Genomic DNA, 15743 nt, shown 5'->3' on the forward strand with positions numbered 1-15743 from the left:
AGGGAGGGAAAACGGCTTGATACAGAACATCTATCCGCTGTTTGAGCGGTACCGGATTCTAAAAAAGGAGTATCTCTGGTCGCTGCGGGACTGCTCATTCGGATTTATGCAGGTGGAATATGCCGAATATGCCGACGGATTCCTGACTGGCTGCGGTATCTCAGTGCGCCCCGACTGCATCGAGATTGCGCCCGGTCTGGTGAAGCATCGGGGTTTCCTCTACCTGTTCCCGGAGATCCAGCAGGTGCCCTACAGCCCTTCGGGACAGTTTGTGAGCCTCAAGTTCCGGCTGAAAAAAAAGCAGGTGTTTCAGGATTACATCGACTATACCGCCGAGCCGTTTCTGGACAGCAATCTGGAACGCGGGGAGGATGAGCTGGAACTCTGCCGGTTCAAGCTCCAGCCGGGGTTCCGCCTGCGGGATGACTACAAGGATTTTCAGGACATCGAAACCGAGTTTGACACGGTGAACCTCCTGCACGCCACCTGGGGCGGGCTGGGCGGCCCGACGCTGGCCCCCGCGATCACCCGTTTTTTCGCGCGGTCGGTCCTGGGGGAACGCGCTGCCGACCCATATGACCTGCAATTCTGCTCCCTCTGTCTCGACCGCCCGACCGCTGTACCGCGGCTGCTGATCGAGCAGTATGTGCGGGTCAAGCTGGAGCTGGATGGGGAACCGCTCGACAACCAGGCCCTTTTCCGCCATCTGGAACTGATCCTGCGCAATCTGCGCAGCGGCGGCAGTTTGCGCCCGCCGGGAAAGCACCGGCGCAGCCGGGAAATTTTTGTGGATTGAGGTGACAGCGTGGAATATATGGACGAAAAGATCATCGAGCTGCGGCATCTCCGGGAAAAGGAGCTGCACGCCTCGATCGAGACCGGGTTCCTGATCGACCATAAGCTGATCGAATTCGAACCGGTCGAGCTGTTTGACGGGAAGGTGGAGATTATGCAGCCGGCGGAGTTCGTACCCATGCCGCCGCATCTGGTCCGGGCGAAGTACCAGTCGGAAAACCGGCCGCAGCTGATCCGTACCAGCCTGGACACCGAGGTGAACTTTACCTTTAGCCTGTTTCCCGCTCCGCTTTCCGGGGAGGAAGCCGCGCCGACGGCCCGGCAGGCCGCGGACGCGCTCAAAAAGGTCAATCCGGCGTTCCAGTTCTATGACCGGGAAACGGAACCGCTCGGCAACAGCCAGATCGCCTGGTTCGACTACAAAACCTATGGGCTGGACGATCAGCTTTACAACATAATGGCAGTCACCCCGATCGGCGGGAAGCTGTTCCACATCGGGTTCAACTGCCGGTTCCGCCTGATGAACGAATGGAAGCCTGCGGTGCGTCAGGTGCTGCTGTCGATCCGGGACCTGACCGGTACGGCGGTCTGAAAACCGGTTTTATCGTTTCTCTATTTTCAGGCAAGATCTGAAAATTCACACGATTTTGCAAAAAATTTTGATTTGCAAAGGCAGCGCTTCACAAAGCGCGGAATGCCCGTCCTGGGAAGGGGATCTGTTGGGTAAGCTGCCGCCCAAAGGGAGGCAGGCGGTTTTTATGAGGGAAAACCCTCTCTCCCAAAGACGCCGGGCAGTCAAAAAACAGCGGGGCCGCGAGATGCCCCGCGGCAGGAGGATGCCGTCATGCGTGATATGAATATCAGAGTCAAACCGTTTGAGCTTCTGGATGTGCTCACGTTCGAAGGGCTCAAACAGGAAAACGAACATGCTGTCGTCCGCTTTTCGGGACATATCCCGCCAGAGCTGGAGGACTCCTATGTGGAGATGGCGCTCAACGAACTCTGGGCGCAGGCGGTCGCCATCGACGACAGCGGGGAAGAAAAAATCCTGTTGAATGGGATCGTATCCAGCCTGAGCGTCACCGCCCAGAACGACGTCCGGCTGTTGACTGCGGAGCTGCGCAGCGGAAGCTACCTGATGGACACCATGCCGCACATCCGCAGCTATCAGGACCCGGGCATCCAGTATAAGGAGGTCCTTTCCTCGTTCACCACCCCTTATCCGGACGGGAATTTCATTATGACCAAGGGCAAGGGGGAAGCCATTCCGCCGCTGGTGCTGCAATATCAGGAGACCGACTGGGAATTCGTCCGGCGCCTGGCCTCCCATTTCCATACGGTCGTGATCCCCGACTGCAAAACCCAGGGGGTGCGCTATTTCTTCGGCCTGCCAGACCTGCCCGAGGCCGCGCAGATCGACACCCCCTTCTATTCGATGCAGAAGCGGGTGGACGAATATATCCGCAAAAAGAACCAACAGGTGCCAGGCATCCGGGAGAGCGATGCCGTTTATTTCATCGTCAAGACCCGGGAAATCTATGACCTCGGGAGCCGGGTCAGCCTGAACGGCCGCCGTTTGTATGTCAGCGCGGTGGAAACCCGTCTGGAAGGCAGCGAGCTGTACCACACCTACTACCTGAAAAGCGAAAACGGCGCACAGCTCCCCAAAGCCTACAACTTCAGGTCGGTTGGGGCGTCCCTCTCCGCCAGCGTTGTGGCGGTGGAAAAAGACCGGGTGCAGATCGCGATCGACCGGGACGAGAACCAGGAGAATGCGGGCGCAAACTGGTATCCGTACAGTACCGTCTATTCGACGCCGGATGGAACGGGCTGGTACTGTATGCCCGAACCGGGGGATGCGGTGCGGTTCTATCTCCCCGGCTGCGACGAATCGGAAGCTTATGTCATCAGCTCTACCCATCTACAGTCCTCCGCGTCGGACGAGCGGGTGAATCCGGACTGCAAATCCATCATGAATACACATGGGAAGGAAATCCTGTTTACACCGGATTCCCTGACCCTCACCAACAATGCGGGCATGTCGATCGAGCTGCTCGATAATGAGGGAATCCGTATCCTGAGCAACAAGGCAATCCACATCAAGTCGGATGAGCTGATCGACATTTCCAGCGTAAACTCCACCCTCAAGGTGATTGCCCCCAAATCAATCCAGCTGTTGCAGGGGGAGACGCAGACATTCCTGGAGGACAAGGTCGTCTTTAAAGGCGCCCAGATCCGCATGGACTAGGAGGAAAAAATGGACAGGCAGGAATTGCTGCGGCAGGCCGCGCAGACCTATCTGACCCCTTGCTATCAAAATGCGGCCAGCCTCGCATTGGCAGCGTTTACAGAACAGCAGGAGGAGATTTTGGGCGGGCTGTCCCGCAGGGTGTCCGGGCTGGTTGAGACGGTGAGACAGCAGCAGGAGCGCGGGGAAAAAAAGGCGCTCCGGTATCTGGTGGTTTCCTCCCTGTTCAGCAGCACAGTGACACGCAGCTATGAATATGAGTTTGCACTCTATGACAGCGAGCTGTATCTGGACCCGACCGAGTCCTGCTTCTACTGGGCGCCGGAATTCCTGTTCCGGCAGGTCGAACAGGATATGGCCTGCTTTGCGGAGCAGGCCGGCAGGGAGCTGGTGCGGATCCGGGCTTTCGAGCTGGAGGAGGTCCGGCGGATGTACGTCAACGGGTTCCATCCGGCGGCTGGCCTGTTTTTGCAGCAGGTGCTGCCGGGCATACTGGAGCAGAATGGGCTGTTTTCGCTCTCGCTGGAACAGGAGTTCAGCGTTCATTTTGGTATCTATATGGAGCAGCTTGTGGAGATTGCCGCGGCCAGAGGGGGGAAGTTCGAGTGAAGTATTTCCTGCTGCATACCGATCCGCAGTATACTACCGCCCCGGACCTGCTGGACTGGCGGGATAAGATCGACCCGCGCTATATCCGGAAAGGGAGGTCCTACCGGCTGCCCCAGCGGGAACTCCTGCTGATCCGGGAAAATCCGGATACGGTGTTTACAGATGTCCTCTCGTTCCCCTTCTTCCTGGTGACCCAGCTGGGGAAGGATGTGATCTGCCTGTATGAACCCAAGACCATCTTCAAGGAGCTGGTGCTGCTCGACCGGGCCAACCAGGCAGCCGAGGTCTACCACCTGCCGATTCTGGATGCGGTGGACTGTCTGTCTGACCAGAGCGAGTGGAACGCAGACCGCAGTGTGCTCCGGCGCGGGGTGCTCCGGGCGGAAAAACTCGGGAAGCAGGCCCTCTTTTTTCTCGATGGCTCGAAAAACACTTATGTCGCCGCCCGGCTGGACTTGGTGGAAAGCCTGCTGAAACGGGGTGCGCGCGGCATCGGGCTTACCCCGCTGGAGATCGTTACAGAATCTTTGGAATGCCGACAGGAGGAACAGCATGGACAGTAAAAAAGAAATCGAAGCCATCTTGTCAGAAAATACCCTTCAGAGACCCGAGCAGGTGCGGCCCATGCTGGAGGAGCACGTATTTGGGCCCGATGAATCCAAAGAGAACCAACCTGAACAGGGTAAGCCCAAAGAGGATAAATCGAAAAAAGAGGAATCCAAAGAGAACGCAAAACAGAAGATGGAGGAATACCTGAGCAAAAATACCGGCAGATCATTGGAATATCTGGTGCGCGGGGCAACCCTTGAATGCCGGATGGGCTCAGTCCCCCGCAAGTTGAACCTCCTACAGGATCACGGGGTCTACATCACCGGCAAACCGGTAGTCCACCGGCTCAACTGCGATCCAGGGGAAGGGATGAACATCCCGCCGTTCGGCGTGTGCAAGGTCACTCAAAAACCTTGTATGCCGATCATTGTCGGGTTCAGATGGTGGGATACCTATTCCCAGACCCGGATTGTGGACAACGGAAGCAAGAACCCGATAGATCGGGCAATTGCGAACATGAAAAGTCCGGACGCCCCTGCTCCAACGGGAGAGGATTCCCTGACCACCCTTTCATTCCTGATCTGCTCAATGGGCGGGCTGATCGAGCCGAAGGACTCAGGGCAGGGGCAGACTGACGCCCCAGGAGAAGCAGATACCTGTAAAAAGATGCAAGAAAAGGCTGGACGAGGCAGTATGTATGGCTCGATAGAGGATGAGGAAGCATTTTTGAAGCAGGTCCTGCTGGACATGGGCTGGAAAGAGAAATACCTGACAGATAAAAATATCCGGGATCTGCGCGAAGCGATTCACAGGTTCAACATCACGACCGAGGACCGTCTAGCCCATTTTCTGGCTCAGATCAGCGTGGAAAGCGGCTACGGCAAGTGGAAAAAGGAACTGGGCGGCGAGGCGTATTTCACCAGGCTCTATTGGGACAAACAGAAAAAAGCCAAAGAGCTTGGAAACGAAAGCAAAGAGGATGCTATTCGTTACAGCGGCGGAGGGTATATTCAGGTTACCGGAAAAAACAATTACCAGAAGTTTTCCGATTATATGGAAAGTCAGGGCGAGGGAGACCCGAGCATCATGGAAAAGGGCAAGGACTGCGTGGGTGAGGACTACCCCTGGACTGCAGCGGGTCATTGGTGGGAATCCAATGGGATGAACGAATCGGTGGATGACGGGGCATCGGTTCTGGATGTCAGCCGGAAGGTCAATATCGGGCCAAATGCCAAATCGGGCACCCCAAACCACAAAACCGAACGGGAAGAAGCACATAAAAAAGCGTCTGAAGCTTTGAAGAAGCATCGCTCTGATGAGGGCAGCCCATACACTCTGGAGCTTGGGCGGAAAGGGACGGATGCCGCAGAAAATCCAAAGCCCAATCCCCCAAAGGTGGATCAGGCAACGGCTCTGGAACTCGGGCGGGCGGATATCTGTCCAGACCCCTCGTTGGATAGCGGTTTAGGCCCTTCACATCCCGGATCGGGAATCCCCAACGCTGAAAAGGCGCGGGGGGATGCGCAGAAGCAGGCAGAAAGCACATTGAAACAGGGTGCCCAGAAGCAGCCGGCCATTCCACGTGCGGATACGGCCGGCAAAGCGGGGCAGAAACCACCGGTAACAGGGGCAGGAGGCGGAGATGGAAAACAATCCGGGAAATGACCGGGCAGTGCGCCCGAAGTTCTATCTGCAAAACCGCAGCAACTGGTGCTGGGCAGCAGCCGCCAAAACTGTGGGGCTGCACTATAAAAACCAGCATCCCTGCTTTGGATTCACCATCGAGTGCCCTGCGCCAGACCCCGAACAGCGGGCAATGGGGTTTGTCTCTCCGCCGGAACTGACCGGCGGCGTCCTCACCCGGGACCCGGAGGGGCTTTGCCATCCCTGTGAACGGGAGGATGGGTTTTACATCGACGCATGGCAGCGGGCAATCGTGATGAATGCCGGGAGCCGCCGCGGGGAAGAGGGCGACTGGCCCGGCGGCGATGAGGAAAAGATGGATGCGCTGCGTTTTGTCGTGACCGGGGATCTCAACACCTGTGAAATCCGGGTTGCCAGCCTGGGGCAGTACGACAGCCCCATCCCCCTGCTGGAGGCGCATCCGGAACCGCTCGGCATCCAGATTCAAAACCAGAACTGGATGATTGGGAACCATCTCCAGGAGTCCGGGCAGACCCATTCGGTTGTTCTGATGCCGGATGAGAAGGGACGGGTGCGGCTGTTCGACCCATGGGACGGTTTTTCCGAAGTCTATACGCCGGCGCAGCTCTTCCGGTCGGGCTTTCTCAGCAGTCTGGGACGCGGCGTCATTAAATGGATACAGTATATCGAGTAGGACAAGGAGTGGGAGCATGGCGGTATATACCTATCAGAATGTGCGGGTAGACGGCGCGGTATCCCTGTCGTCGGTCACCGATCTGGAGCTGGACATCCGGCCAAATCACCACGGCAGGGTCCGGATTACCGGGATCGTCCCGGAGGACGCCGCTTTCAGCGGCGTGGAGGCGTCCCTCGAGGGAACCGGGCTTACGGTGCTGGCCGAGGATGCGCCGCTTTTTCAGGGGATTATCACCGAGGCGGAAATCAGCCATCGGGACGGTTATTATGAGGCGAGGCTCACGGCGCTTTCGGGCAGCTGCCAGCTGGATCAGGAGGAGCACAGCCGTTCGTTTCAGGATGTGTCTATGACCTATGCGGATGTTGTGCGCGAGGTGGTGAAAGGAATGCCGGGGGCGGCGGTGATCTGCACCGAAGGCAAGAACCACCCGATCGGGCGCCCGCTGATCCAGTACCGGGAAACCGACTGGGCGTTCTGCCGGCGGCTTGCGAGCCATTTCAACAGTGCATTGGTGCCGGAATGCCGGAACGGAAAACCGTGGTTCTGGTTCGGGATGCGGGAAGGCGGGGACCCCTGCACCCTGCCCGAGCTGGAATACCGCTCGCATGTCAGTTCCAGATTTTACGAGATGGGCGGCAGGGACGCCGGCTGGCGGCGGAGCCAGTTTTTCAGCTACCATGTGAAGGATACTGCCAACCACCGGATCGGGGATATTGCATCCTTCCGGGGCGGAAGTTACCTGGTCTGCGGGCAGCGGGCGCGGTTTGAACGCGGGGAGCTGGTTTTCATCTATACGCTGGGTCAGCCGGCCCTTGTCGGGGAACGGACCTACTATAATGAAAAGATCACCGGGATGAGCCTGGGTGGGACGGTCGAAAAGACCGATCATGAACAGGTGTGGCTCCGTCTGGATATCGACGGGGCGGGAGGCAAGGCTGCTTATCCATACGACTGGGCTCCCGCAACCGGCAGCCTGATGTACTGTATGCCCAAAGTGGGGACCCGTGTATCGCTTTATATCCCAGGCAGCGACGAACGGGAGGCGCGCGCGTCCGACAGCCCCAGAACCAACGGGGCAACCTGTCCGGACATGGGGGATTTTAACCAGCGGTATCTGACCACCGAACATGGCAAGCGGCTTTACTGGTTTCCGGAACAGATGGGCCTTGTGGGAACAGGCGGGAAGGATACCCCTTTACACATCCTGATGGATGATGTAAACTGTGTACTGATGGAGAGCCCTCTCTCGACCCGGATAACCGCCAAAGGGGATGTGCAGCTGGAAGCCCCGGTGGTGGTACTGAGCACGCCGAGCGAGCTGCAAACCATCCAGACCCAGAAAGAGGTGCAGGCGCGGGAGTCGATGGTCACACCCAAAGGCACCTGGGGCGGACCCGGCAACCCACCGACCGGCGGCGGGGGCGCCAGCGTGACCCTGTCCTATCAGTTTGATATCCTGGGCGCACAGGGGGTGCTGTGCGGTTATGAGTTCCAGACATACGCCATTTTTAACGATGCCCCCAAGCCGTTTGACAAGGGAGGATGGTGGCTGAATATCGCTCTGGGTGCGATCGCAACCGTCGTGGTTGCGGCAGCAGCGGTGGCTTTGGTCGTGGCGACGGGCGGAGCGGCCGCGGTGGCGATTGGAGTGGGGCTTGGAGCGGTCGCGGCAGGAGGCAGCGCAACTGCGATGGCTGCTATGGAAGACAAGGCGGACGGAGAGGTGAGAAGCTGGGGTTCTGCGGTTGGACAGGCGGCGCTTGGCTCGACGATTGGCGCGGTGACCGGCGGGGTTGTTGCCGTGGCTGCTCCAGCGGCAACTTCCTTGGGAGAAGCAGCCTTGCTCAGCGGAGTTTCAGGGGTAGGTGTGCGCACAGGTGAATCTATGGGCAGTGAAAACATGACATCGGAAGAAAAGCTGAGGAATATCTACGATCCGACTTCAATCGCCATAGATGTTGTTTTTGGAGCATCATTGTATGGATTGGCTCGCTCGATAAAGGCGGCCCCCATTCCCCGGCCGCAGCCGTCCGTTCCGAAAAAAGCCTATGATGTCCTGAGACAGATACGGAATAACAAAGGCTCGCCTCCCAAAGGGTATAAGGGAGGAAGGACTTACCACAACAATCCTACCAACCCTAAAGCGCAGAAGTTGCCAGAGGGTGTATCCTACAAGGAATATGATGTCAATCCCAGTGTGAAGGGCCAGAACCGAGGGAGTGAAAGGATGGTCTTGGGAGATGACGGGTCGGCTTGGTACACAGATGACCATTATAATACCTTTACTCGGATGTAGTAGAAAGAGGAGAGTACTTTATGTATGAAAAAGCGATCAGGCTGTTGGAACAAAGGGGGATTCAGCTGACTCGAGGGCTAAACCAAGCGGAACTGGATCGGATCAGGGAGGTTTACGGAATAGAATTTCCGGAGCCGTTAAAGGTGTTTTTTCAAAGTGTCCTCCCAATGTCAGATGCTTTTTATGATTGGAGAGATTTCAGTGAAAGCAATATCAGTTTTCTGAAAGAGCTTATGGAGTCACCGTTAAAGAAAATTTATGACTGGGCGGGTGAGGTCTACTGGTGTGACGACTGGGGAGATGAACCGGAAGATGAGGCGAAACGTGTTGCATTTATTCGGGGAAAAATACCAGATGCTCCAAGACTGATCCCGATCTACTCTCATCGTTATATGCCGCTATGTAGCTTGGAAAACTATCCGGTTTTGTCAGTGCATGGGGTTGATGTCATTTACTATGGTGGGAATCTTGAAGAATACTTCAATATAGAGTTTGGCGATCAAAAGCAATCTTCTTTGGACATCGCTCATATTGAATATGTACCTTTTTGGTCTGATCTCATGTAGAACCAGCCCCTATCTTTCAGGAGATTTTTCCGTTTAGGGATGACGGGCGCCCAACGCTTGAAATGCGGAACGGGAGGGGGCGTGAGATCAGATATGGAGAAAAACAATAGGGAACCGGAGATGCAGGAAGAGTGGATCAAGCTGGAACAATACGGGATACCGAAGGGGGAATTTATTGTAACAGAGCTGATTCAGGATTGTGAAGGTACGAAAGTTGTGCTCGGGGATGAAAAGGACAGCGTTGAAATCTTTTTTGACGGTATCCCTGTGTTGGTAAGGAATACAGTCGAGGGAATGCGGATGGGTACTTGGGGTGCCGTCCAGCAAAAATATTCTGACCGGTCATTTTTCCGAGACGAAACCTTGTTTGAAGTCAAAAATTCAAAACTGGTACAGTGGTGCGTCGAGGAGAGCTGCGGTTTTTATGAGGCGGATGAGCTGAAACATTATTGTGTCGTCACTGGCGAAGAGCTGGTTGACATTGTTGCAGCCTTTGAACCAACCGTAAAAATAGGACCGCTGCAAGACTCCCTGTGAATATATGTGCTGGGAAGGGTTCGAGTCCACCCTAAAATAGAAAAACTGTTTCGTATTTCTTTACGCAAGGGGGCTTTTTCACTTGCAAAAGGCCCCCTCTTGCCGCTTCGCGGCAATTCACCCGAAAAAAGCGCTTCACAGGATAAAGTATTTCGCTCATTGCGATGAGCGACCAAAGGCTCTGCCTTTGGAAACCGCAATTTTTTGAAAAAAATTGAGTAAAACTTTAGATGCGAACCAGGTTTTTAGGAATAGGTTTTTGTCGTGAGAAGATCATGTTATGCTTAAAACGATACAGGAAAAGATTGACCAAACAGAATATTGGGATTTACCGGTTTTGGATTTTCAGATCAAATTCTTTGGCGATGAGGTGGATCTGTTCCTCTATCATGATGAGGACACAAGTTGGAAACTTTCTTTTTTGACATGCCATCGTGTCGCATATGAAACAGATGCAACCTGGCGAGGCGTTGCCCGCGTGCGGGAGATGAAGAAGCCTCAGCTTGGTTATTATGGGCAGGATATTACCCTGAATGAAAGCAAAGAGTTTGACGGGTTTTACGATGTGTCCATGGACTTGACCATATTAACGGCACAAATCGTCTGCAAAGAGATAACTGTTGAAAAGGTATCCAACGATTCGTGGGACATATTCTGGAAAAAGAATGAAAACGGCAAATAGAAATGAAGTGAAATTTCGATCCAAGTTTTCCGGCGGCATCATCTGGCTCTGCCAGGTGGTGCCGGTTTTGCAATCTTGACATCCCTGGAAAAACCCACTAAGATAGAATTGAGCCAGTCAAAAACGCGGAAATAAAAACACAGCCCGGTCGGTAGTCCGGGCGCGGCCTGTGGGCCGTCAGTAACCTGCCTCCTTGGTTGTCCGTTTTCCGTGGGAAACATCTTTAAGGAGGAAAACAGGATGAACAGCACCGTATCCAGCTTTACCGTTTTTTTCGAAGGCCCGTTCTGGGTGGGCGTTTACGAACGCTTCACCGATGCCGGGCTTGAGGCGTGCAAGGTCACATTCGGGTCCGAGCCAAAGGACTATGAGGTCTACGCCTTTATGCTCCAGAACTGGGGCAGGCTGCGGTTTGGCCCGCCGGTTCCGCAGATGGGCCTGCGGACAGGCAGCAGAAATCCCAAACGGATGCAGCGGCAGATTCAAAAACAGCTTCAGGATACCGGAGTTGGCACCAAAGCCCAGCAGGCCCTTGCACTTCAGCGGGAGCAGCAGAAACAGGAACGGCGGCTGGTTTCCCGCGCAGAGCGGGATGCGGAAAAGGCCCGCCGGTTTGACCTGCGGCAGCAGAAAAAGCGGGAGAAGCACCGGGGGCATTAGCGGGTTCCGGAAGCGGGCCGGGATATTTCCCGGCCCGCTTGCATCTTTTACGCCTTGCTTTTTTGAAAAGATGGAATTTCTCTATTCAAAAAGTTTCGCCCACCTTTTCAAAGGTGGCGGGGCCGAGGGGCGGAGCTCCCGCCGCGCTCCGCAGAGTGCGGAATACTTCACAGCTTCGGCTGTCAACAGACAGGAGAGACCGCTTATGGTAATCGCAGATCTGCATATCCACTCGCGCTATTCCCGCGCCACCAGCCGGGACGCGGTTCCCGAACTGCTCGAACTGTGGGCGCGCAGAAAGGGAATCGGGCTGGTTGGAACCGGGGATTTCACCCATCCGGCGTGGAGGGCCGAACTTGCGGAGAAGCTGGTCCCCAACGGGGAGGGACTTTACACCCTGCGGGAGGGACTGCGGCGTCCGTCCGGCGTCACGGGGGACCAGCAGGTCCCTCACTTTGTAATCTCGGGAGAGATCAGCTCGATCTACAAAAAAGATGGACGGGTTCGCAAGGTGCATAACCTGATCCTGCTGCCCGGCCTGGAAGCGGCGGAAACCCTTTCACGCAGGCTGGAGGCGATCGGGAACCTGCATTCGGACGGGCGTCCGATCCTCGGGCTGGACAGCAGGGACCTGCTCGAGATCACGCTCGAGAGCTGCCCGGATGCGGTCTTTATCCCAGCACACATCTGGACGCCGCATTTTTCCCTGTTTGGGGCATTTTCTGGGTTTGACACGATTGAGGCGTGCTTTGGGGACCTGACGCCCTATATCCACGCGCTTGAAACCGGCCTTTCCTCTGATCCTCCGATGAATTGGCGGGTCTCCGCGCTGGACGGTTATACGCTGGTCTCCAACTCGGACGCCCACTCCCCAGCCAAACTGGGCCGGGAAGCAAACCTTCTGGACATCCCGTTTTCCTATGCTGCAATGGCCGATGCGATACAGGGCAGAACGCCCGAGCGGTTTGGGGGGACGATCGAGTTTTTCCCGGAGGAGGGCAAATACCATTATGACGGCCACCGGAACTGTCACCTTTGCCTGAAACCTTCCGAGGCAGAGAAGTACGACGGAAAATGCCCGGTCTGCGGCAAAAAGCTGACGATCGGGGTGGAGCATCGGGTGGAGCAGCTCGCTGACCGGGCGGAAGGCGCGGTCAGAAACGGTGCAAAGCCGTTTGAAAGCCTTGTTCCGCTCCCTGAGACGATCGCTGCATCCACTGGGCTTTCGGTTTCGAGCAAGCGGGTGGATGCGCAGTATCTTTCGATGCTCGAAACGCTCGGGGACGAATTTTCCATCCTCCGTCAGATGCCGGTTGAGCGGATCGAACAGGCCGCAGGCCCCTGCATTGCGGAGGGAATCCGGCGCCTTCGGGAGGGCAGGGTCGAGCGGATTCCGGGGTACGACGGGGAATATGGGATCATCCGGCTGCTTAGCCCCAGTGAGATCGAGTCTCTGAATGGACAGACCTCGCTCTTTGTGGTCCGGCCGGTGGAAAAGGAGGTGTCCGGCAAGCCGCTGACCGATCATCCCGCCCCTGCTGCCTCCGAACAGCAGGCATCTGTGAAACCCGATATGCTGCCCGCTGGTTCGCTGAATCCGGAACAGCAGGAAGCGGTCGAGGCGGTGGAGCCGGCGGTCGCGGTGATCGCCGGGCCGGGCACCGGCAAGACCAAAACACTGGTGGAACGGATCGCGTTCCTGATCGAGCAGCGCCGGGTCAAGCCGTCTCAGATCACCGCGGTCACCTTCACCAATAAAGCGGCAGCCGAGATGCGGCAGCGTCTGGAGGTGCGCCTCGGAGGAAAACGGGCGGTTCAGGGGCTGACGGTCGGGACCTTCCATGCGATCTGTCTGGAACGCCTCTCCCAGCAAGGCCCGGTTCGGCTGGTGGACGAATCCGAAGCAATCGAGCTTGCGCAAACCGTCTTGCGGGAGCTGGGGCTGTCGAAAAAGAAAAATGCGCCCCGGATGCTTCTGAGCGAGCTTTCCAGACGCAAAAACGGCCTGCCGGAGGAGCATTCAGCGATTCCGGAAGAGGCGTTCACGTGTTATCAGGAGCGGTTACAGCGGTCGGGCTGTCTGGATTTCGACGACCTTCTGCTGAAAGAGCAGGAGCTTCAGGCATCCGCCGGGAAAACCAAGGGAAAGTCCAACCCATTTGCCTATCTGCTGGTGGATGAATTTCAGGACATCAACCGGATTCAATACGACCTGATCTGCGCATGGAGCCGGGGGAGCAAAAGCCTGTTCGTGATCGGGGACCCCGACCAGTCGATCTACGGGTTCCGGGGCGCGGACGCCGGGTGTTTCGACCGGCTGCTGTCCGACCGTCCCGGCTTGCGGAGAATACGCCTGGTGAAAAACTACCGCTCCACCCCCGAAATTCTGGACAGCGCCCTGCTGGTCATCTCTGCCAATCCCGGGGAGGCGCGCGTTTTGGAGGCCCAGCGTCCGACAGGTGCTGCGGTCCGGGTGGTAACCGCGCCCAGCGAGCTTTCCGAGGGCATCTTTCTGGCAAAGGAGATCAACCGCATGGTGGGCGGGGTCGATATGCTGGATGCACAGGGCAGCGCCGCGGTGTCACGGGAACACCCCCGCAGCTTTTCAGAAATTGCGGTACTCTACCGCACCCACCGGCAGTCCGAGCTGCTCGAGGCCTGCCTGAAAAAAGAGGGCATCCCCTATGTAGTGGCGGGGCGGGAGCCGTTCCTTTCGGACAGGACGGTGCGCGGTGTCATCGACTTTTTCCGCTTTCTGGAGGGGGGCTGGGACCGTCCCGCGCTGGAAGGGTGCCTGCGGCGGCTGTGGGACTGCCCGCCCGACCTGGCGGAACAGGTTTCTCTTGCAGTGGGGCGGATGGCGGAGGCCGGGTCAGGCTGGATGACGGCAGGACATCTGGAACAGGTCGCGGCTGGGTTTGACGGTTTACCGCAGCTTGTGCCGTTCTTCGGGGCGGCGCAGGAATGGATGCCGCAGCTTCCCAAGGGCAAGCCATGGAACCTGCTGGACAGCTTCTGTGCACAGCTTCACCCGCCCAAAACCGGCGCAGCCGCTCTGGAAAAACTCCGCCGGATGGCGGTGTTCCATCGGACGATGGGGGATTTTCTGCGTGTGTTGACCCTTGGGCAGGAGAGCGACCTGATGCGCAGCCCGACGGGGCGGATTTACGACGCGGGAGCGGTCACGCTAATGACCCTCCACGGCGCCAAAGGCTTGGAATTCCCGGCGGTCTTTCTCTGCGGTGTCCGCAAGGGGAGCATCCCGCTTGAGTCCGAGCGGCGGTCGGTCGATCTTGAGGAGGAACGCAGGCTGTTCTATGTCGGGTTGACCCGCGCGAAGGAGGAACTGATCCTGGTCTGCGGGAAGGAGCCGTCCCCATTTTTGGAGCAGCTTCCGACCGACCGGATGCAGCAGGAAACGGCGAAGACCTTCTCACATAAGACCCCTGAAGCCGATCAGCTTCGCCTGTTCTGAAAAGCTGGTCCCTACGCTCCGGAAAAGAGGGGCTCTTCTTCTGCGAAAGTCCGTTCATAAAAAATTCACTTGACTTGAAGCTGGCTCCAGCCTGTAAAATAATACAAAAGGAGGTGGCCGGCGGGTTTATCGCCTGAGAACCTGTTTTATGCGCCAAAAGGCCGCCTGTGCCAGGACTTCCTCCGCTGGACAACGCCTGCTGGATGCCGAACCCCTCTCATGGCGTTCAGAGAAAATTGGAAACGGAAGGCGAAAAAGACGTTCCTTGGTCCGGTAATCCGAGGCTGTGAAACAGGTTTTCAGGAAAACAGGACGTCCCTTGTGGGACAGGCAGAAGGAGGAATTTTATGAAGGTATTGCTGCTGAACGGGAGCACCCGAAAGAACGGCTGCACCTACACCGCATTGTCTGAGATTGCATCGGTCCTCAACGAGGAAGGGATTGAAACCGAGACACTTCAGATGGATGCCCATCCAGTGCGGGACTGCGCCGGGTGTGGGCAGTGCGCCGGTAAGGGGAAATGCATATTCGAGGACGACATGGTGAACGACTGGCTCCAAAAAGCGCGGGAAGCGGATGGGTTTGTATTCGGCTCACCGGTATACTATGCCCATCCCACCGGTCAGATGCTGGCTGTGCTCGACCGGATGTTTTATGCGGGCGGAGACGCTTTTTCCCATAAGCCAGGCGCAGCGGTCCTGTCGGCAAGGCGCGGCGGTACGGCAGCTTCTTTCGATGTGCTCAATAAATACTTTACCATCTCCCAGATGCCGGTTGTCTCCTCCACCTACTGGAACATGGTCTATGGGAAGACCCCGGAAGAGGTGCGTCAGGATTTGGAGGGGCTTCAGACCATGCGGAATATCGGCAGAAATATGGCATGGCTGCTGAAATCAATCCAGGCGGGCAGACAGCAAGGTCTGGAAATTCCGCGGACCGAACGGAATGTGCGAACGAATTTTATCCGATGACAGAAAGGAAGAGA

The 15743-nt window shown here is 56.8% G+C and carries 14 protein-coding genes; all 14 read left to right on the plus strand.

Annotated features, from left to right (window positions below; translation table 11 throughout):
* The first annotated feature begins 16 nt into the window (after positions 1 to 16).
* Entirely contained in the window at positions 17 to 796 is a 780-nt protein-coding gene (locus C814_RS12110; protein WP_016315592.1) for a hypothetical protein, read from the plus strand.
* Between the two features lie 9 nt (positions 797 to 805).
* Entirely contained in the window at positions 806 to 1387 is a 582-nt protein-coding gene (locus C814_RS12115; protein WP_016315593.1) for a hypothetical protein, read from the plus strand.
* 252 nt (positions 1388 to 1639) lie between these two features.
* The gene (locus C814_RS12120; protein ID WP_016315594.1) at positions 1640 to 3043 is read left to right on the plus strand and encodes a hypothetical protein; all 1404 of its coding nucleotides are present in this window, start codon (positions 1640 to 1642) and stop codon (positions 3041 to 3043) included.
* A gap of 9 nt (positions 3044 to 3052) precedes the next feature.
* Positions 3053 to 3652, plus strand: coding sequence for a hypothetical protein (locus C814_RS12125; RefSeq protein ID WP_016315595.1), 600 nt, complete (start codon positions 3053 to 3055; stop codon positions 3650 to 3652).
* Positions 3649 to 4215 (plus strand): hypothetical protein, encoded by a 567-nt coding sequence (locus tag C814_RS12130; RefSeq protein WP_016315596.1) that lies wholly within the window; start codon positions 3649 to 3651, stop codon positions 4213 to 4215. Before C814_RS12125 ends, C814_RS12130 begins: the two co-directional genes overlap by 4 nt.
* Positions 4205 to 5866: a PAAR-like protein gene (locus tag C814_RS22255; RefSeq protein ID WP_016315597.1), complete on the plus strand. Its 1662-nt coding sequence runs from the start codon at positions 4205 to 4207 to the stop codon at positions 5864 to 5866. Before C814_RS12130 ends, C814_RS22255 begins: the two co-directional genes overlap by 11 nt.
* Positions 5844 to 6539 (plus strand): hypothetical protein, encoded by a 696-nt coding sequence (locus C814_RS24115; protein WP_016315598.1) that lies wholly within the window; start codon positions 5844 to 5846, stop codon positions 6537 to 6539. Before C814_RS22255 ends, C814_RS24115 begins: the two co-directional genes overlap by 23 nt.
* 16 nt (positions 6540 to 6555) lie before the next feature.
* The gene (locus C814_RS12140; RefSeq protein WP_016315599.1) at positions 6556 to 8838 is read left to right on the plus strand and encodes a ribonuclease domain-containing protein; all 2283 of its coding nucleotides are present in this window, start codon (positions 6556 to 6558) and stop codon (positions 8836 to 8838) included.
* A gap of 20 nt (positions 8839 to 8858) precedes the next feature.
* Positions 8859 to 9404, plus strand: coding sequence for a hypothetical protein (locus C814_RS12145; protein WP_016315600.1), 546 nt, complete (start codon positions 8859 to 8861; stop codon positions 9402 to 9404).
* 93 nt (positions 9405 to 9497) lie between these two features.
* A complete protein-coding gene (locus C814_RS12150; protein WP_016315601.1) occupies positions 9498 to 9941 on the plus strand; it encodes a hypothetical protein in 444 nt (147 codons plus the stop codon).
* Positions 9942 to 10221: 280 nt separating this feature from the next.
* Entirely contained in the window at positions 10222 to 10623 is a 402-nt protein-coding gene (locus C814_RS12155; protein WP_016315602.1) for a hypothetical protein, read from the plus strand.
* Positions 10624 to 10863: 240 nt separating this feature from the next.
* Positions 10864 to 11283 carry a YjdF family protein gene (locus C814_RS12160; RefSeq protein ID WP_016315603.1) on the plus strand — a complete coding sequence of 140 codons (420 nt, stop codon included), beginning with the start codon at positions 10864 to 10866 and terminating at the stop codon, positions 11281 to 11283.
* A gap of 205 nt (positions 11284 to 11488) precedes the next feature.
* On the plus strand, positions 11489 to 14758 hold the full coding sequence (locus C814_RS12165; protein ID WP_016315604.1) for a UvrD-helicase domain-containing protein: 3270 nt from the start codon (positions 11489 to 11491) through the stop codon (positions 14756 to 14758).
* A gap of 347 nt (positions 14759 to 15105) precedes the next feature.
* Complete coding sequence (locus C814_RS12170; protein WP_016315605.1) at positions 15106 to 15729, plus strand: flavodoxin family protein; 624 nt, start codon at positions 15106 to 15108, stop codon at positions 15727 to 15729.
* The last annotated feature ends 14 nt before the right edge of the window (positions 15730 to 15743 follow it).

The organism is Anaerotruncus sp. G3(2012) (assembly GCF_000403395.2).
Classification (GTDB): Bacteria; Bacillota; Clostridia; order Oscillospirales; family Ruminococcaceae; genus Anaerotruncus.